We start from the raw sequence: 17,161 nt of genomic DNA on the forward strand, positions 1-17,161 counted from the left end.
GGGAATGGGGGCGATGCGGGAACGGGGGAACGCGGGGCTCAGCGGAGCGCGAGCAGCGCGTCGGCCAGTGGCTCCAGCGCGAGGCCGTTGACGGCCCGGAGCGTGCGTACGGCATCGGGCGGCAGGCCCGCCAGCCCGCGCACGGACCCGGCGACGGCGCCTGCGATGGCCGCGATGGTGTCGCTGTCGCCGCCGAGGTTGGCGGCGAGCAGGGTGCTGCGCCAGGGGTCGCCACCGGTCAGCGCGAGGACGGCGAAGGCCGCGGGGACGGACTCCTGGCTGGCCACGCTGGTGCCGATGAGCGCGACGATACGGTCGAGGGCTTCGGCCTCGTCCAGGCCGCTCACCAGCTCGCGGGCCCAGCCGATCCGGGCGGAGATGTCCGCCCCGGCGATCCAGTTGCCGCGGGCGGCTCCCGCGCGGGCCGCGGTGACCGCCGCCGCGAAGGCGTCGTCCAGCGTACCCCCCGCGACTCCGGTGCTCACCGCTGCCGCGACGGCCGCTGCGCCCGCGATCCCCACGTTCGTGTCGTGGGTGACCTGGCAGGACTCCACGACCCGGTCGAGGAACCGGGGCAGCGGCTGCACGGCGGAGGCGATGCCGACGGGGGTGACGCGCATGGCGGCGCCGTTGGTGGTGCCGTACCTGCCCGCCTCCTTGATGTCCGCGCCGCCCGCCACCGCGTCGAGAGCCGCCTTGGTGGAGGGGCCGAGCAGGTCGAAGGAGCCCTTGGCCTTCATCTCCTTCTCCCAGGCGAGCAGTTCAGCGGCGAACCGGAGCGGGTCGATGTGCCCGCCGCCCTCCACCAGCAGCCGGCCCACGATGACCGCCTGGTCGGTGTCGTCGGTGACCGATCCCGCGGGCATCCCGGCGCTGACCGGGTTGTCGTGCTGCGCGGGTTCGAAGCCGGTGATGCTGCCGTAGACCCGTACGACGTCCTCACGGGACATCACCTGGGTGGGCATGCCCAGGGCGTCCCCGAGGGCGAGGCCGTAGAGGGCGCCGAGGGCGCGGTCGAGCTGGTGCGGGTCGGTCATGCGTGGCCTCCTCGGCCGGTGGTGCGGACGTGCAACTGGAACCGGGACGGGTCGAGCAGGCTGGTGACCTGCTCCACGACGGAGCCGTCGGCGGCCCGGAACACCTGGGACTGGTGGAGGAATGCCTCACCGGGGGAGCGGCGCAGCGTGGCGGCGTCGGCCTCGTCGATGCCGGAGACCGAGATCCGGGCCTCGCCGGAGTCGGCGATCCGGCCCGCCGCGACGAGCGCCTTGTGCAGTGAACCGTCCTCCAGGCCGCGCTCGGCCAGCCCGGCGAGCGCGCCGACCGCGGGCACCCGGCTGCGCTCCAGCGAGATGCCGCGCCCGTCGGGCAGCCGCCTCACGCGGTCCAGGGCGATGAACCCGGTGGCCGCCAGACCGAGTGCGGCGGCGAGCCGCTGATCGGTGACGGTCTCGAACCGGAGTACCTCGGTGGTCAGTTCGGTGCCCTGGTCGGCGAGGGCCTGGGTCCAGCCGAGCCGGTTGTCCAGCGGTGTCCCGTCGAAGGTGACGAACGAGCCGATGCCGGCGTGGGTGGCGATCAGACCCTGCTCGCCGAGCTCGTTCAGCGCCTGCCGCACGGTGGTGCGGCTGACCCCGAAGCGTTCCCGCAGGGTGTGCTCGCCCGGCAGCTTGCTGCCGTCGGCGTGCACACCGGCGCGGATCTCCTCGGCGAGGATGCGTGAGATGCGGTGATGCTTATGAACCTGTCCAGGCATGTCTAGAAAGTAAGCGGAGTTCACCCTTCCAGTCCATGGTTCACGGCGAAAACTTTTCTGGACCTCCTGTGGCGACATCGCTCACCTGCGCTTTTGACAAGTCATACGGAGTTCTGCATAGTTATGCCTACCAGTGATTGCACCGTAAGGAGAAGCCCGTGACCGAGCGCGTCGTACTCGCCTACTCGGGAGGCCTGGACACCTCTGTCGCCATCGGCTGGATCGCCGAGGAGACGGGCGCCGAGGTCATCGCCGTCGCTGTGGACGTCGGCCAGGGCGGCGAGGACCTGGACGTCATCCGCAAGCGCGCGCTCGCCTGCGGTGCTGTCGAGGCCGAGGTCGCCGACGCCAAGGACGAGTTCGCCGAGGAGTACTGCCTCCCGGCGATCAAGGCCAACGCGCTCTACATGGACCGCTATCCGCTGGTCTCCGCGCTCTCGCGGCCGACCATCGTCAAGCACCTGGTCGCCGCCGCCAGGAAGCACGGCGCCACCACGGTCGCCCACGGCTGCACCGGCAAGGGCAACGACCAGGTCCGCTTCGAGGCCGGCATCACCGCGCTCGGCCCCGACCTCAAATGCATCGCGCCGGTCCGTGACTACGCGATGACCCGCGACAAGGCCATCGCCTTCTGCGAGGCGAAGAACCTCCCGATCGCGACGTCCAAGAAGTCCCCCTACTCCATCGACCAGAACGTCTTCGGGCGCGCTGTCGAGACGGGCTTCCTGGAGGACATCTGGAACGCGCCGATCGAGGACGTGTACGAGTACACGGCGAACCCGGCGGAGCCGCGCGAGGCCGACGAGGTCGTCATCTCCTTCGAGGCGGGTGTCCCGGTCGCCATCGACGGCAGCCCCGTCACCGTCCTGCAGGCGATCCAGCAGCTCAACGAGCGGGCCGGTGCCCAGGGCATCGGCCGGATCGACATGGTCGAGGACCGGCTCGTCGGCATCAAGTCCCGGGAGATCTACGAGGCGCCCGGCGCCATCGCGCTGATCACCGCCCACCAGGAGCTGGAGAACGTCACGGTCGAGCGCGAACTGGCCCGCTACAAGCGGCAGGTCGAGCAGCGCTGGGGCGAGATGGTCTACGACGGTCTGTGGTTCTCCCCGCTCAAGCGCGCCCTGGACGGCTTCATCAACGAGGCCAACCAGCACGTCACGGGCGACATCCGGATGACGCTGCACGGCGGCCGCGCCACCGTCACCGGCCGCAAGTCCAGTGAGTCCCTGTACGACTTCAACCTGGCGACCTACGACTCGGGCGATACTTTCGACCAGTCCAAGGCGCAGGGCTTCATCGAGATCTTCGGCCTCTCCGCGAAGATCGCGGCCAAGCGCGACCTGGCCTGACCCCACCGACCCGACCCGTACGGCGGCCGCCTCCCCGATCCTCCGCGGCGGGGAGGCGGCCCCCCCCGGCCTTTGAGGCCTCGGGGGAAGCCGCGTATTCCGACCCTCTTGAGGAGCAACTCAGTGAGCAGCAACACCGGTGACGTCCGGCTCTGGGGCGGACGTTTCGCCGACGGCCCCGCCGAGGCGCTGGCCCAGCTGTCCGCCTCCGTCCACTTCGACTGGCGGCTCGCCCCGTACGACATCGCCGGCTCCCGCGCCCACGCCCGCGCGCTGCACACGGCCGGGCTGCTCACGGTGGACGAACTGGACCGGATGCAGGACGGCCTCGACCGGCTGGCGGCGGACGTCGCCGACGGATCGTTCACCGGTACCGTCGCCGACGAGGACGTCCACACCGCACTGGAGCGGGGACTCCTGGAGCGCGTCGGCCCCGACCTCGGCGGCAAGCTGCGGGCCGGCCGGTCCCGCAACGACCAGATCGCCACCCTCTTCCGGATGTACCTCCGCGACCACGCCCGGACCATCGGCGGTCTGATCGCCGGTCTCCAGGACGCGCTGGTCGGCCTCGCCGAGGCGCACCCGGACGTGGCGATGCCCGGCCGCACCCATCTCCAGCACGCCCAGCCCGTCCTCTTCGCCCACCATGTGCTGGCCCACGCCCAGTCGCTGGCCCGGGACGCCGAGCGGCTGCGCCAGTGGGACGACCGCACCGCGGTCTCGCCGTACGGATCGGGGGCGCTCGCCGGGTCCTCGCTGGGGCTCGACCCCGAAGCGGTCGCGGCGGACCTCGGCTTCGAGCGCGGCTCGGCCGGCAACTCGATCGACGGCACCGCCTCGCGGGACTTCGCCGCCGAGTTCGCCTTCATCACGGCGATGATCGGCGTCAACCTCTCGCGGATCGCCGAGGAGATCATCATCTGGAACACGAAGGAGTTCTCCTTCGTCACCCTCCACGACGCCTTCTCCACCGGCTCGTCGATCATGCCGCAGAAGAAGAACCCGGACATCGCGGAGCTGGCGCGCGGCAAGTCCGGCCGGCTGATCGGCAATCTGACGGGGCTGCTGGCCACCCTGAAGGCGCTGCCGCTCGCGTACAACCGCGACCTCCAGGAGGACAAGGAGCCGGTCTTCGACTCCTGCGACCAGCTGGAGGTACTGCTGCCCGCCTTCACCGGCATGATGGCGACCCTGACCGTGCACCGCGAGCGGCTGGAGGAGCTGGCGCCCGCGGGCTTCTCGCTCGCCACCGACATCGCGGAGTGGCTGGTCAAGCAGGGTGTGCCGTTCCGGGTCGCCCACGAGGTCGCAGGTGAGTGCGTCAAGGAGTGCGAGCGGCACGGCATCGAGCTGGACCAGCTCACGGACGAGCAGTTCGCGAAGATCTCCGAGCATCTGACCCCCGAGGTCCGTACGGTGCTCGACGTGCCCGGCGCGCTGGCCTCCCGCAACGGCCGCGGCGGCACCGCACCGTCTGCGGTCGCCGCACAGCTCATCGAGGTCAAGGCGAACCTGGTCATCCAGCACGCCTGGGCAGCGGCCAAGGAGTAGCTCTCCCGTTCCGCCACCGGGTCCGACAGCGCCCGGCACCTCCACCCGGGTGCCGGGCGCTGTCGTACGCGATCGTGGGTAGGGGTGTCAGAGACCGCATCCCCCGATCCGCGCAGGGAGCCCCCGATGCCCTTCGCCCGCCTCACGGCAGCGACCACCCCCACGGCCCACATCGGACTCGGTCTGGCAGCCGTGGGCAGGCCGGGCTACATCAACCTCGGCCGCGACCAGGACCTGCCCGCCGACCGGACCCCTGAGGCCCTGCTCGGCCGTACGCATGAACTCCTGGACGCCGCCTACGCGCAGGGCGTGCGCTACTTCGACGTCGCACGCTCCTACGGCCGCGCCGAGGCCTTCCTCGCCGAGTGGCTGAATGCCAGGCCCGCCGTCCAGGACGTCGTGATCGGCAGCAAGTGGGGCTACACCTACACCGCCGACTGGCGCACCGACGCCGAGGTCCACGAGGTCAAGGACCACAGCGTCGCCACCTTCGACCGGCAGCGCACCGAGACCGGCATGCTGCTCGGTGAGCGGCTCGACCTCTACCAGATCCACTCCCTGACCGCCGACAGCCCGGCCCTGACCGACACCGAACTGCACGCCAGGCTGGCGGCGCTCGCGGCGGAAGGCGTGACGATCGGGTTCTCCACGAGCGGCCCCGCCCAGGCGGACACCGTCCGGGCCGCGCTCGGGGTCGAGGTCGGCGGCGAACCGCTCTTCCGCGCGGTGCAGAGCACCTACAACCTGCTGGACCCCTCGGTCGGAGAGGCGCTGGCCGAGGCCAACGAGGCAGGGCTCTCCGTGATCGTCAAGGAGGCGGTGGCCAACGGCCGTCTCGCCGGCAGCGCCGCCCCGGCGCCGCTGCGGGACATCGCCGAGGAGACCGGTACGACCCCCGACGCCGTCGCGCTGGCCGCGATCCTGCGCCGCCCCTGGGCGACGGTGGTGCTCTCCGGGGCGGCCACCGCCGTACAGCTGTCGGCCAATCTGCACGCGGCGGTGGCCGACCTCGGCGACGAGCAGCTGGAGCGGCTGGCCGGACTGCGGGAGGAGCCCGCGGCGTACTGGCAGCAGCGGGCGAAGCTGCCCTGGCACTGAAACACCGGAACGGGGCCCGCGCCGCGCGGGCTCAGGACGCGTCGAAGAGCGCGCTCACCGATTCGCCGTTGTGGATCCGCCGCATCGCCTCGGCCAGCGCCGGGGCGATGGAGAGGACCGTGAGTTTGTCGGTGTGCTCACGGGGCGGTATCGGCACGGTGTTCGTGCAGACGATCTCCAGCACGTCGGGCTGGTCCGAGAGCCGCTTGAGCGCTCCGGCGGCGAAGAGCCCGTGCGTACAGGCCACCCGGATCGACCTGGCGCCCAACTCGCGGAGCCGGTCGAGGAGTTCCAGTACGGTGCTGCCCTTGGCGATCTCGTCGTCCAGGACGATGATGTCGCGGCCCGCGACCTCACCGATGACGGAGCTGATGGCCACCCGGTCGTCGGCGAAGCGCTGCTTGGCGCCCGCCGCCACCTGGACGCCCAGCATCCGTGCGAAGGCCGCCGCCTCCTTGGCGTTGCCGAGGTCCGGCGAGACGACCGTGGTGCGCGAGACGTCGTAGCCGCGGAAGTGCTCGGCCAGCTCCCGCAGGGCGTGCAGATGGTCCACCGGGACCGAGAAGAACCCGTGCACCTGGGGCGAGTGCAGGGTCAGTGCCAGCACCCGGCTCGCCCCGGAGTTCACCAGCAGGTCGGCCACCAGCCGGCCCCCGATGGAGATCCGCGGCGCGTCCTTCTTGTCCGAACGGGCGTAGGCGTAGTGCGGCATCACCACGGTGATCCGGCCGGCCGACGCGCCGCGGGCCGCGTCGCACATCAGCAGCAGCTCGACGAGGTTCTCCTGCACCGGGGTGACCAGGGGCTGGATCAGGAAGACGTCACGCTCACGGCAGTTGGCCTGGAGCTGGACCTCCAGGCAGTCGTTGGCGAACCGGTTGACCCGCACCGGGCTCAGGGGTACGCCCAGATGCGCGGTGACCTCCTCGGCCAATTCGGGGTGGGCGCTACCGCTGAACACAGCGATGTCTCGCACGAACCGCTCCTTGTGTGGTCGAGGGGCGGCCGAAGTTCGGCCGAACCGGCTTGTCGCGCCGGGCCCATGCTACTGGCCGATATTGATGAGACATAGCTGTCTCATTGTGGTTATGTTTGTCTCATGACTGTCGACCGGGACCAGGTGCTGCGCACCGCCGCCACCCTGCTCACCCGTAAGGCGACCGCCACCATGGACGAGGTCGCCAGGGCGGCAGGCATCGGCAGGGCCACCCTCCACCGGCACTTCGCCGGACGGGACGCGCTGGTCAGGGCCCTGGAGGAGTTCGGCATCGCGGAGTTCGAGGCGGCGCTCGACGCGGCCAGGACCGACGAGGGACCGGCGGTGGAGGCGCTGCGGCGCCTGATCGCCGAGGTCCAGCCCGCCGCCGGGCTGCTCGCCTTCCTCGTCACCGAGAACGAACTCTTCGAGGGCGAAGGGGTGAACGAGGGCTGGGACCGGCTCGACGCCCGGGTCTGCGCCCTCTTCCGGCGCGGCCAGGAGGCCGGGGAGCTCCGGATCGACCTCACCCCCGCCTGGCTGACCGAGGCGTTCTACGGGCTCATCGGCACCTGCGCCTGGGCGATACAGGACGGCCGGGTGGCGGCCAATGACTTCTCTTACATGATCGCCGAGTTGCTGCTCGGCGGCGCACAACGGAGCGTGGAGCAATGACCGGTACCACCCGGCGGACGAGCGACTCCGGGGCCACTCGCGGTCCCGGCCGCTGGCTCGCCCTCGCCGTGCTCGTCCTCGCCGTGCTGCTGGTCGCGGTCGACGCGACGGTGCTCGGCCTGGCGACGCCCTTCCTGAGCGAGGACCTCAAGCCATCGGGCACCCAGCTCCTGTGGATCGGCGACATCTACTCGTTCGTCATCGCGGGACTGCTGGTCTCCATGGGCAGCCTCGGCGACCGGATCGGCCGCAAGAAGCTGCTGCTCTCCGGCTCTGTCGCCTTCGGCGCGATCTCCGTACTGAACGCCTACGCGAACAGCCCCGAGATGATGATCGCCGCCCGGGCGCTGCTCGGCATCGCGGGCGCCACCCTGATGCCGTCCACCCTCGCGCTGATCCGCAACATCTTCCACGACCCGAAGGAGCGCAGCCTCGCCGTCGGGATCTGGGGCGCGGCCGCTTCGGCCGGTACCGCGGTCGGTCCGGTGGTCGGCGGGTTCCTGCTGGAGAACTTCTGGTGGGGCTCGGTCTTCCTCATCAACCTGCCGGTGATGCTGGTGCTCGTCCTGGTCGGCCTGAAGGTGCTGCCCGAGTCGCGCGACCCGAACCCCGGCCCGTGGGACCTGGTCAGTGTGGGCCTCTCCCTGGTCGGCGTGATGGCGGTGGTGTACGCGGTGAAGGAGGCGGCGGCCAACGGCTTCCACTGGGACAACCTGGCGGCCGGGGCCGTCGGTCTGCTGGCCCTGCTCTGGTTCGCCCGTCGCCAGCTGACCCTGGATTCGCCGCTGCTCGATATGCGGCTCTTCCACCACCGCGGTTTCTCCGGCGCGGTGCTGGCCGATCTGCTGACCATTCTCGGCCTCTCCGGTCTGGTGTTCTTCCTCTCGCAGTTCCTCCAGCTGGTGCAGGGACGCTCCCCGCTGGCCGCCGGGCTGATCGAACTTCCCGCCGCGGTGGGAGCGGTCGCCACCGGGCTGATGGCCGGATACCTGGCGCGCAAGGCGTCGGTCCGCAGCGCCGTGGCCGGCGGTCTGTCGGCGGTCGCGGTGGCCCTCGCGGGCTGTGTGTGGGTCAGTGCGTCGACCGGTGTGGTGGCCCTGGGGCTTGCCCTGTTCTTCGGCGGGCTCGGAGCGGGCCTGGCCTTCACCGTGACCTCCGACGTGCTGCTCTCCAGCGTCCCCAAGGACCAGGCGGGCGCGGCGTCCGCCGTGTCCGAGACCGCGTACGAACTGGGTACGGCTCTGGGGATCGCCCTGCTCGGCTCGGTGGTCACCGGGATCTACCGGGGCTTCTCCATCCCGCAAGGGGTCCCCGCCCACGCCGCGGTCGAGGCCCATGAGTCACTCGGCGGCGCCGTCGAAGCGGCGAAGACCCTGCCGCACGACCAGGGCGCCGCCCTGCTCTCCTCCGCGCAGGAGGCCTTCACACACGGCTTCCAGGCGGCCGCCGCGGTCGGCTCCATCGTCCTGTTCGCCACGGCGGTGACCTCGTGGTTCCTGCTCAGGGGACAGAAGCTGCACGTCTGACACGGACCGCACGCCTGCGGGGCACGGCTGATACAGCTGATGCCTACGGCGGAGGGCCACCCGGGACATTCCGGGTGGCCCTCCGCCGTATGCGTATGCAGCAGGCGTGCGCGGGTCAGGCGGCCTTCGCCTTCGTGGCGTACATGTCGACGTACTCCTGACCGGACAGACGCATGACCTCGGCCATCACCGAGTCGGTGACCGCGCGCAGCACATAGCGGTCGCGGTCCATGCCGTCGTAGCGCGAGAACTCCATCGGCTCACCGAAGCGGACCGTGACCTTGCCGGGCCGCGGCAGGCCCGAGCCGTTCGGCTGGAGCTTGTCCGTACCGATCATCGCGAACGGCACCACGGGCGCGCCCGTCATCAGCGTGAGACGCGCGATGCCCGTACGGCCGCGGTACAGCCGTCCGTCGGGGGAGCGGGTGCCCTCCGGGTAGATCGAGAACGCCTTGCCGTCCTCCAGCACCTGGCGGCCGGTCATCAGGGCAGCGACGCCGCCGCGTCCACCGTCGCGGTCCACCGGGATCATCCCGACACCGGTGAAGAACCAGGCCATCAGACGGCCCTTCAGCCCCTTGCCCGTCACGTACTCGTCCTTGCCGATGAAAAAGACCTGCCGCTGGAGGCAGATCGGCATGATCATCGAGTCGATGAACGTGAGGTGGTTACCGGCGAGGATGACCGGTCCCGTCCCCGGGATGTTCGAGGCGCCCTCCACCCGCGGGCGGAACATCAGACGCATGATCGGTCCGAGCACTGCCTTGATGAGTGCGAGTCGGGACAACGGTTCCTCCGGAGTCGGGGCCGGGCGGCCACGGTGAAGTATGTGCAGGTCGGTACGGTACTCGCGCGCTGTGGAGTGGCGCACATCGGGTTCACCCCATTGATGCGCGGTATTGACGCGAGTTCGAGCCGTGTTCTGCGCTGTGCCACCCCACGTTAGGCGCAACTCCCTACCATCGGGCCCTTCAGCGTTGCCAGGTGCGGGACATCACAGCGAGGAGTGCCCATGTCGCAAGGCGGACAGACAGGACCCGGACGGCGCACACTGCTCGGCGCGGCGGTGCTCGGCACGGCCGCGCTGGGGCTCTCCGGTACGGCGAACGCGGCAGCACCCGGCACCGGCCACGGCGCGCCGGACGGCGGTCGCGGCACCACGTACAAGGACCTGCCCGTGCCCACGGTCATCGGTCACCGCGGAACGGCCGGCTACCGGCCCGAGCACACACTCGGTTCGTACCAGCACGCTCTCGACCTCGGCGCCGACATCATCGAGCAGGACGTGGTCCCCACCAGGGACGGGCACCTCGTCTGCCGTCATGAGAACGACATCTCCGCGACCACGGACGTCTCGGCGCACCCGCGGTTCGCGGACCGCAGGACCACGAAGTCGGTCGACGGGACGGCCGTCACCGGATGGTTCACCGAGGACTTCACCCTCGCCGAACTCCGGACCCTCCGGGCCAAGGAGCGTATTCCGGCCAACCGCCAGCACAACACGCTCTACGACGGCCGCTGGCCGGTCCCCACCTTCGAAGAGGTGCTGCGCTGGGCGGAACAGAGAGGCCGTGAGCGCGGCAGGCCGGTCTGGCTCTACACCGAGACCAAGCACCCCACCTACTTCCGCGGGCTCGGCCTCGGCCTTGAGGAGCGTCTGGTCGCGCTGTTGCGCAAGTACGGCCGGGACCGGCGCAGTTCCCCGCAGTTCGTCCAGTCCTTCGAGCCCAGCTCCATCCAGCGCCTCGCCCGGCTCGCCGGCACCCCGGGCATCGTGCTGCTCTCCGATCCGGCCGGCCGGCCCTGGGACTTCGTGCAGTCGGGGGACCCGCGCACGGTCGCCGACCTCCAGACCCCGGCAGGGCTGAAGTGGATCGCCTCCTACGCCCAGGGCATCGGCCCCACGCTCGACTCGGTCATCCCGAAGGACGGGGACGGTCGGCTCACCGAGCCCACCACCCTGGTGCGGGACGCCCATGCGCAGGGCCTGCTCCTCCACCCGTACACGATGCGCAACGAGAACACCTTCCTGCCCGCGGACTTCCGGCGCGGTACGGACCCGAACGCCTACGGCGACGCCTTCGGCGCGTTCCGGGTGTACTTCGCGACGGGCATCGACGGGGTCTTCTCCGACAACGCGGACACGGCGCTGCTCGCGGCCGCCGACCACCGCGCCCGCTGACACGGCGGCCTCTTCCGGCCGGCCGCCCTGCCCGCTCTTCCCGTACGGGTGAAATACCGCCGCCGGGGCAACCGCGCCCGGCGGCGGCCGCGTCCCGTCCGGCATGGATCTCGTCACCGAACTGAGCCCGCTGCTCGCTGCCGAGGCGGCCGCCGAAGCCGCCGCGTCCGGAGTGGACCCCGCCGATCTCGAACAGGCCGTCTGGGTACGGCTGCTGGAGCAGACCCCCGCCGAACCCCGGCGCTGGGTCCGCTCCGCCGTACGGGCCGAGGCGGACCGGGCGCGGCAGCAGGCCGGACGGGAACTGCCGTACGCCGTCGAGCCGTACGCGGACCCCGAGGCACGGCCCGAGCGCGCCGTGCTCGCAGCCGAGCGGCGCCGCGCGGTGCGGGCCGCCGTCAGCCGGACGCCCGGGCGCTGCCCCCGGCTGCTCACCGCGATGCTCTCGCCCGCCGACCCCACCTACCGGGAGATCGCCGGGGAGTTGGGTATGTCACAGGGGAGTCTGGGGCCGGTTCGTTCCCGATGTCTGGGATGTCTGCGGAGAATGCTGACGGCGGAGGTTGCGGCCGGGGGCCGGTGGGGAAAGGAGCGTTAGACATCCGGTGAACAGGTGAGCGGGAGGCATGCGCACATGGGCATGAGCGTGACCATCTCAGCGGCGACTGCGCAGGACGCCGAGCAGATTCTGAAACTCCAGTACCTGTGTTACCAGAGCGAGGCCGAGCTCTACGGCGACTACTCCATCGAGCCGCTCACCCAGACACTCGACGCGCTGCGGGCCGAACTCGCCGAAGGCCACGGGCTGGTGGCGCGCCTGGGCAGTGAGGTGGTGGCCTCGGTGCGCGGCGGGGTGGACGCATCGGGCACGGCCCGGATAGCCAAGCTGATCGTGCATCCGAGGATGCAGCGGCACGGCATCGGTGGCCGGCTGCTCACCGCCATCGAGGGCAAGTTCGCGGCGGACCCGGCCGCCCGCCGCTTCCAGCTGTTCACCGGCCACCGGAGCGAAGGCAATCTGCGGCTGTACCGCAGCCACGGATATGTACCGGTCTCGACCGAGAGCACCGGCGGCGCGGTCACCGTGGTGACGCTGGAGAAGGAGGCCGGGGCGCGCGCGTATGTGAAGAGCGCCTGAGGAGCTGTTGCTCAACCCGCCGGGCCGCCCTGCGCCGGGACGTCAGTGCCTGGCGGCCCTGCGCAGCCACAGCATGCCGAGCACCGGAAGGATCACCGGGATGAAGAGGTAACCCATCCCGTAGTCCGACCAGACCGTGGCGTCCGGGAACGATCCGGGGGAGGCCAGCGTCCAGCTGCCGACGACCAGGACGAAGACCAGCTCGGCGGCGCAGCACACCAGCGCCGCCCGGCGGGCCTTCTCGCCGCCGCGGACCAGCGAGTAGGTGATGAAGCCGTACACCAGGGCGGCCAGCGCCGAGAGCGAGTAGGCCAGCGGCGCCTTCCCGAAGTCCATGATCATCTGGACGATCGAGCGGGATGCCGCCGCGACCGTGAACACCCCGTAGAACCAGACGAGTACCCGGCCGGGACCGGTGCCCAGCTCGTACCGGGGCTTCTCCTCAGCGGTGGTCATCGTCAGTTTCCCCAGATGTCGTAGAGCCGGACTTCCAGCACGGCCAGGACCACCGCGCCCGCGACGACCGTCACCGAACCCCAGCGGGTCCGCTCGGTCAGCGACAGGAACCCGGCGGCGGGCACAGCGGCGAAGGCGCCGATCAGATAGGCGATGAAGATCGTCTTGCCCTGCTCGGGCCGCTCGCCGCGGGCCAGCTGCACGATGCCGATCACCAGCTGCGCCAGGGCCAGGACCGAGACGACGGCCATACCGATGAAGTGCCAGTCCTTCGTGGGCTGGTCCCGGTAGGCGGCGAAACCGCACCAGGCTGCGAGGGCGAGCGCGGCCACGGTGACCGCGACCGTCAGGGCGAAAAGCATGGAGCTGAGGGTATTACGGCGCGGAGCGCCCCCCGCGCGCGGCCCCGGCCCGGTGTCCGGCCGCTCGCCTTCCCGGTGACCGCGGGAGTCCCTCGGCGGGGCCCCGGCACCGGGCCGCGATCAAGCCCGTGGCCTTGGCCACAGCGCAGGCACCCACCGGCTGCACACCCGAACCACCCGCGCTGGGCTCCGTACGGTGTCGCCGCAGGTCGGAGCCGTTTCGCGGGCGCCGGGCGACTGCCCCGGAGCGTGTCCAGGGCCGTCCGTTATGCGGACAAGCGTGCTCGGGCCGTCCTCACGTCTGCTTTACTTGCCGCATGACCACGACGAGCAGCCGCACCCTTGCGACCGAGGCGATCAGCACGCCCGGTGCTCGTTGTATGTGTCGAATGCGCGCCTTCTGAGGGTCCCTGCCCGCGCCCCGAAGCGGGACCGAGAGCCGGGCCGCCCGCCTCCGCGCCCCTGCGGACACGGCAGCCGCCCGGCCACGCGCACGAAAGCCTTCCGGTCACCACCGTTACGGCCGTGCCGCGCTTCCAGACGAATGCCCCGTGCCGGCGGACACCGCGCCGCGCACTCGACAGTGACGGAAACTCTGTGATCACCACCACCGGCCTGACGAAGGTCTATGCCTCGCGCGGCCGTGAGGTCACCGCCCTGGACGGCGTCGACCTGCACGTCCGCGAGGGTGAGGTGTTCGGCGTCATCGGCCAGAGCGGCGCCGGGAAGTCCTCGCTCATCCGCTGCGTCAACCTCCTCGAACGCCCCACATCCGGCACCGTGACCGTCGACGGCACCGACCTCACCGCGCTCGCCGGCCGCGGCAGCCGCGCCGGCCGGGAGCTGCGCGCGGCCCGCAGCCGGATCGGCATGGTCTTCCAGCACTTCAACCTGCTGTCCTCGCGCACCGTGCAGGACAACGTCGAACTGCCGCTGGAGATCCTCGGCGTCGCCCGCAGGGACCGCGCCCGCAAGGCGCTCGAACTGCTCGACCTGGTCGGCCTCGCCGACCGCGCGAAGTCCTACCCGGCGCAGCTCTCCGGCGGTCAGAAACAACGCGTCGGCATCGCCCGCGCACTAGCGGGCGACCCGAAGGTGCTGCTCTCCGACGAGGCGACCTCCGCACTCGACCCCGAGACCACCCGGTCGATCCTCCAGCTGCTGCGCGACCTCAACCAGCAGCTCGGTCTCACCGTGCTGCTCATCACGCACGAGATGGACGTCGTCAAGACCGTCTGCGACTCGGCCGCACTGATGAAGAGCGGCCGGATCGTCGAGTCGGGGACCGTCGCCGAACTCCTGGCGACGCCCGGCTCCGAACTCGCCCGCGAGCTGTTCCCGGTGGGCGGCCCGCTGCCGGGTACCGACCGTACGGTCATCGACGTCACCTTCCACGGAGAGAGCGCGGGCCGCCCCGTGATCTCCCAGCTCTCCCGTACCTACAACATCGACATATCGATCCTGGGCGCCGCGATGGACACCGTCGGCGGCAACCAGATCGGCCGGATGCGGATCGAACTGCCCGGCCCCTTCGAGGAGAACGTCGTGCCGATCGGATTCCTCCGCGAACAGGGCCTCCAGATCGAAGTGGCAGGCGCCGAGCACCCCGCACTGGTCAAGGAGGACGCCAAGTGAACTGGTCCGAGATGCAGCCGCTGCTCTCCCAGGGCACCACCGACACCCTCTACATGGTCCTGTGGGCCACCCTCGTGACGGTCCTCGTCGGACTGCCGCTCGGTGTGCTCCTCGTCCTCACCGACAAGGGCGGGCTGCTCCAGAACCGCCCGGTGAACAAGGTCGTCGGCGTGATCGTGAACATCGGGCGCTCGCTGCCCTTCATCATCCTGCTGATCGCGCTGATCCCCTTCACCACCTTCGTCGTTGGCACGTTCATCGGCCCGACCGCGATGATCGTCCCGCTGGCGATCGGCGCCATCCCGTTCTTCGCCCGGCTCGTCGAAACAGCCGTACGCGAGGTCGACCACGGTCTGGTCGAGGCGGTCCAGTCGATGGGCGGCAGTGTCCCGACCATCGTCCGGAAGGTGCTGCTGCCGCAGGCGCTGCCGTCCCTGATCTCCGCGGTCACCACCACCGTCATCGTGCTCATCGGGTACTCGGCGATGGCCGGCGCGGTCGGCGGCGAGGGGCTCGGCTCCAAGGCGATCACCTACGGATACCAGCGCTTCGAGAACAGCTTCATGATCGCGACCGTGATCGTGCTGGTCGTGATCGTCACCGTGATCCAGCTGATCGGCGACGGAGCCGTACGCCTGCTGGCCCGCCGGGGGCGCACCACCTCGTAGGACATTCCCTCCGCTCGCAGTCCGCAGTAGAGCCCGCACTCCTTGTCCGGGCGACATCCCGCACCACATGAAAGAGGCACTTTTCGTGCGTAACTCCCGCAAGATATCCGCTTCCGCAGCCGCCGTCGCCGCTCTGGCCATCGGTCTCACCGCCTGCGGCACCTCGTCCGACCCGTCGAGCAAGCCCGAGGGCGCCAAGGCCGACACGAGCAAGCCGCTCGTCGTCGCCGCCTCGCCCGTCCCGCACGCCGACATCCTCAACTTCGTGAAGACCCACCTGGCGGCCAAGGCCGGGCTCAAGCTCCAGGTCAAGGAGTTCACGGACTACGTCCTGCCGAACACGGCCACCCAGACCGGCCAGGTCGACGCCAACTTCTTCCAGCACAAGCCGTATCTCGACGACTTCAACAAGAAGAACCACACCGACCTGGTCCCCGTCGTCAGCGTGCACCTGGAGCCGCTGGGCCTGTACTCCAAGAAGGACAAGTCCCTCAAGGACGTCAAGTCCGGGCAGACCGTCGCCGTCCCCAACGACACCACCAACGAGGGCCGCGCGCTCAAGCTGCTCGCGGACAACGGGCTGATCACCCTCAAGAGCGGTGTGGGCAGCGAGGCCACGCTCGGCGACATCAAGGACAGCAAGGGCCTGAAGTTCAAGGAGCTGGAGGCCGCCACGCTGCCCCGCGCCCTGAACAGCGTCGACGCCGCCGTCATCAACGGCAACTACGCGATCGACGCGAAGCTCAAGCCCGCCAAGGACGCGCTCGTCCTGGAGAAGGCGGCCGGCAACCCGTACGCCAACATCCTCGTCGTCAAGAAGGGCAGCGAGAAGGACCCGCGCGTCGAGAAGCTGGCGAAGCTCCTCAACTCCCCGCAGGTGAAGAAGTTCATCGACGACAAGTACCAGGGCGCGGTCATCCCGGCGTTCGGGACCGTCAAGCCCTGACACCCGTACGGTTACTGCCCGCGCGGGCCCCGCGTACCCTCACGTGGTATGCGGGGCCTCCCGCCGCCACCCGGCCATGCGGCGCCCGGTCCCCATGCTGCATGCTGTGGCTTTACTTCGGTCCCTGGCCATGGAGCAGCGCATGACGACCACCTTCCCGGACATCTCCATCAGCACGGACCGGCTGGTGCTGCGCCCCTTCGAGGAGGCGGACATTCCGCCGCTGGCCGACATGATGAACGACGAGGCGGTCACGGCCTGGACCACGGCGCCCCACCCCTACCAGCACATCGACGGTGAGCGCTGGGTGCGCAGGATCGCCCCCGCAGAGCGCACCGCCGGGCGCGGGATCGTCCTCGCCGTCACGGAGTTCCTGACCCACCGGCTGGTCGGCACCATCCATCTGCGCGCCACCAACTGGCGCACGATGGCCACCGAGGTCCGCTACATCACCGCCCCCTGGGCACGCGGCGAGGGATACGCCACCGAGTCGGTCCTTGCCGTCGCGCAGTGGCTCTTCCGCGACCTGCGGTTCGAGCGCATCGAGCTGCGCACCCCGGCGGACAACACCGCGGCGCAGCAGGTCGCGCAGAAGATCGGCTGCATCAGCGAGGGCGTGCTGCGCAACGCCTGGATAGCGCGCACCCGCACCGAGAACGGCACGGACGGCGGCTGGACCGACATCCGCACCGACCTCATCGTGTGGAGCCTGCTCCCCGAGGACCTGGAAGGGATCGCCGACCAGCTGGCCGACGCCAACGGGTACGGCACCTTCAACGACTGGAACTGACCCCCTCGTCGGTCACCGGCCGCAGCGGGTAACCTCGCGGGTGCTCGCTG

18 protein-coding genes are annotated in these 17,161 nt (G+C 70.4%); 12 read left to right on the top strand and 6 right to left on the bottom strand.

Going from position 1 to position 17,161, the window contains the following annotated elements; all coding sequences use genetic code 11:
• Nucleotides 1–38: 38 nt before the first annotated feature.
• Together OG385_RS28070 and OG385_RS28075 are read right to left on the bottom strand one after the other, a co-directional pair.
• Entirely contained in the window at nucleotides 39–1,037 is a 999-nt protein-coding gene (locus OG385_RS28070) for an ADP-ribosylglycohydrolase family protein (protein WP_266858823.1), read from the bottom strand.
• On the bottom strand, nucleotides 1,034–1,756 hold the full coding sequence (locus OG385_RS28075; protein ID WP_266858825.1) for a GntR family transcriptional regulator: 723 nt from the start codon (nucleotides 1,754–1,756) through the stop codon (nucleotides 1,034–1,036). The genes OG385_RS28070 and OG385_RS28075 overlap by 4 nt, the downstream gene beginning before the upstream one ends.
• 158 nt (nucleotides 1,757–1,914) lie before the next feature.
• Between OG385_RS28075 and OG385_RS28080 the strand changes: the two genes are divergently transcribed.
• From OG385_RS28080 to OG385_RS28090, 3 genes are all read left to right on the top strand, one after another.
• Complete coding sequence (locus OG385_RS28080; RefSeq protein ID WP_266858827.1) at nucleotides 1,915–3,108, top strand: argininosuccinate synthase; 1,194 nt, start codon at nucleotides 1,915–1,917, stop codon at nucleotides 3,106–3,108.
• 123 nt (nucleotides 3,109–3,231) lie between these two features.
• Complete coding sequence (gene argH, locus OG385_RS28085) at nucleotides 3,232–4,659, top strand: argininosuccinate lyase (RefSeq protein WP_266858829.1); 1,428 nt, start codon at nucleotides 3,232–3,234, stop codon at nucleotides 4,657–4,659.
• A 126-nt stretch (nucleotides 4,660–4,785) separates the two neighbouring features.
• Nucleotides 4,786–5,757, top strand: a complete 972-nt coding sequence (locus OG385_RS28090; protein WP_266858830.1) for an aldo/keto reductase — start codon at nucleotides 4,786–4,788, stop codon at nucleotides 5,755–5,757.
• A gap of 31 nt (nucleotides 5,758–5,788) precedes the next feature.
• Here the strand turns inward: OG385_RS28090 and OG385_RS28095 are convergent, their stop codons facing one another.
• Nucleotides 5,789–6,733, bottom strand: coding sequence for a ribose-phosphate pyrophosphokinase (locus OG385_RS28095; RefSeq protein WP_266858831.1), 945 nt, complete (start codon nucleotides 6,731–6,733; stop codon nucleotides 5,789–5,791).
• Between the two features lie 123 nt (nucleotides 6,734–6,856).
• Here OG385_RS28095 and OG385_RS28100 point away from each other — a divergent pair, with 123 nt between their 5' ends.
• Nucleotides 6,857–7,408, top strand: a complete 552-nt coding sequence (locus OG385_RS28100) for a TetR/AcrR family transcriptional regulator (RefSeq protein WP_266858832.1) — start codon at nucleotides 6,857–6,859, stop codon at nucleotides 7,406–7,408.
• A complete protein-coding gene (locus tag OG385_RS28105) occupies nucleotides 7,405–8,934 on the top strand; it encodes an MFS transporter (RefSeq protein WP_266858833.1) in 1,530 nt (509 codons plus the stop codon). The genes OG385_RS28100 and OG385_RS28105 overlap by 4 nt, the downstream gene beginning before the upstream one ends.
• A gap of 115 nt (nucleotides 8,935–9,049) precedes the next feature.
• On the opposite strand, the gene OG385_RS28110 is transcribed toward OG385_RS28105, so the two are convergent.
• A complete protein-coding gene (locus OG385_RS28110; protein WP_266858835.1) occupies nucleotides 9,050–9,721 on the bottom strand; it encodes a 1-acyl-sn-glycerol-3-phosphate acyltransferase in 672 nt (223 codons plus the stop codon).
• 225 nt (nucleotides 9,722–9,946) lie between these two features.
• Between OG385_RS28110 and OG385_RS28115 the strand changes: the two genes are divergently transcribed.
• From OG385_RS28115 to OG385_RS28125, 3 genes are all read left to right on the top strand, one after another.
• The gene (locus OG385_RS28115) at nucleotides 9,947–11,116 is read left to right on the top strand and encodes a glycerophosphodiester phosphodiesterase (RefSeq protein WP_266858837.1); all 1,170 of its coding nucleotides are present in this window, start codon (nucleotides 9,947–9,949) and stop codon (nucleotides 11,114–11,116) included.
• A gap of 103 nt (nucleotides 11,117–11,219) precedes the next feature.
• Nucleotides 11,220–11,714 (top strand): sigma-70 family RNA polymerase sigma factor, encoded by a 495-nt coding sequence (locus OG385_RS28120; RefSeq protein ID WP_266858839.1) that lies wholly within the window; start codon nucleotides 11,220–11,222, stop codon nucleotides 11,712–11,714.
• A gap of 36 nt (nucleotides 11,715–11,750) precedes the next feature.
• Nucleotides 11,751–12,254 (top strand): GNAT family N-acetyltransferase, encoded by a 504-nt coding sequence (locus tag OG385_RS28125; RefSeq protein ID WP_266861215.1) that lies wholly within the window; start codon nucleotides 11,751–11,753, stop codon nucleotides 12,252–12,254.
• 42 nt (nucleotides 12,255–12,296) lie between these two features.
• Here OG385_RS28125 and OG385_RS28130 read toward each other — a convergent pair whose 3' ends face one another.
• Nucleotides 12,297–12,710 (bottom strand): hypothetical protein, encoded by a 414-nt coding sequence (locus OG385_RS28130; RefSeq protein ID WP_266858841.1) that lies wholly within the window; start codon nucleotides 12,708–12,710, stop codon nucleotides 12,297–12,299.
• A gap of 2 nt (nucleotides 12,711–12,712) precedes the next feature.
• Nucleotides 12,713–13,072: a hypothetical protein gene (locus tag OG385_RS28135; RefSeq protein ID WP_266858843.1), complete on the bottom strand. Its 360-nt coding sequence runs from the start codon at nucleotides 13,070–13,072 to the stop codon at nucleotides 12,713–12,715.
• Nucleotides 13,073–13,669: 597 nt separating this feature from the next.
• On the opposite strand from OG385_RS28135, the gene OG385_RS28140 reads away from it, so the two are divergent.
• The 4 genes from OG385_RS28140 to OG385_RS28155 all read left to right on the top strand — a co-directional run bounded on the left by OG385_RS28140 (nucleotide 13,670) and on the right by OG385_RS28155 (nucleotide 17,111).
• Nucleotides 13,670–14,707: a methionine ABC transporter ATP-binding protein gene (locus OG385_RS28140; RefSeq protein ID WP_266858845.1), complete on the top strand. Its 1,038-nt coding sequence runs from the start codon at nucleotides 13,670–13,672 to the stop codon at nucleotides 14,705–14,707.
• Nucleotides 14,704–15,375 (top strand): methionine ABC transporter permease, encoded by a 672-nt coding sequence (locus tag OG385_RS28145; protein WP_266858847.1) that lies wholly within the window; start codon nucleotides 14,704–14,706, stop codon nucleotides 15,373–15,375. The genes OG385_RS28140 and OG385_RS28145 overlap by 4 nt, the downstream gene beginning before the upstream one ends.
• 85 nt (nucleotides 15,376–15,460) lie before the next feature.
• Nucleotides 15,461–16,321, top strand: a complete 861-nt coding sequence (locus OG385_RS28150; protein WP_266861217.1) for a MetQ/NlpA family ABC transporter substrate-binding protein — start codon at nucleotides 15,461–15,463, stop codon at nucleotides 16,319–16,321.
• Between the two features lie 142 nt (nucleotides 16,322–16,463).
• A complete protein-coding gene (locus tag OG385_RS28155) occupies nucleotides 16,464–17,111 on the top strand; it encodes a GNAT family N-acetyltransferase (protein WP_266858849.1) in 648 nt (215 codons plus the stop codon).
• Nucleotides 17,112–17,161: the final 50 nt, after the last annotated feature.

It is taken from the genome of Streptomyces sp. NBC_01306 (genome assembly GCF_026340465.1).
Classification (GTDB): Bacteria; Actinomycetota; Actinomycetes; order Streptomycetales; family Streptomycetaceae; genus Streptomyces.

Coding starts and splice junctions, on each gene's coding strand:
- OG385_RS28070 (WP_266858823.1), bottom strand. CDS start 1,037: ATGACCGACCCGCACCAGCTCGACCGCGCCCTCGGCGCCCTCTACGGC.
- OG385_RS28075 (WP_266858825.1), bottom strand. CDS start 1,756: ATGCCTGGACAGGTTCATAAGCATCACCGCATCTCACGCATCCTCGCC.
- OG385_RS28090 (WP_266858830.1), top strand. CDS start 4,786: ATGCCCTTCGCCCGCCTCACGGCAGCGACCACCCCCACGGCCCACATC.
- OG385_RS28100 (WP_266858832.1), top strand. CDS start 6,857: ATGACTGTCGACCGGGACCAGGTGCTGCGCACCGCCGCCACCCTGCTC.
- OG385_RS28105 (WP_266858833.1), top strand. CDS start 7,405: ATGACCGGTACCACCCGGCGGACGAGCGACTCCGGGGCCACTCGCGGT.
- OG385_RS28115 (WP_266858837.1), top strand. CDS start 9,947: ATGTCGCAAGGCGGACAGACAGGACCCGGACGGCGCACACTGCTCGGC.
- OG385_RS28120 (WP_266858839.1), top strand. CDS start 11,220: ATGGATCTCGTCACCGAACTGAGCCCGCTGCTCGCTGCCGAGGCGGCC.
- OG385_RS28125 (WP_266861215.1), top strand. CDS start 11,751: ATGGGCATGAGCGTGACCATCTCAGCGGCGACTGCGCAGGACGCCGAG.
- OG385_RS28130 (WP_266858841.1), bottom strand. CDS start 12,710: ATGACCACCGCTGAGGAGAAGCCCCGGTACGAGCTGGGCACCGGTCCC.
- OG385_RS28135 (WP_266858843.1), bottom strand. CDS start 13,072: ATGCTTTTCGCCCTGACGGTCGCGGTCACCGTGGCCGCGCTCGCCCTC.
- OG385_RS28155 (WP_266858849.1), top strand. CDS start 16,464: ATGACGACCACCTTCCCGGACATCTCCATCAGCACGGACCGGCTGGTG.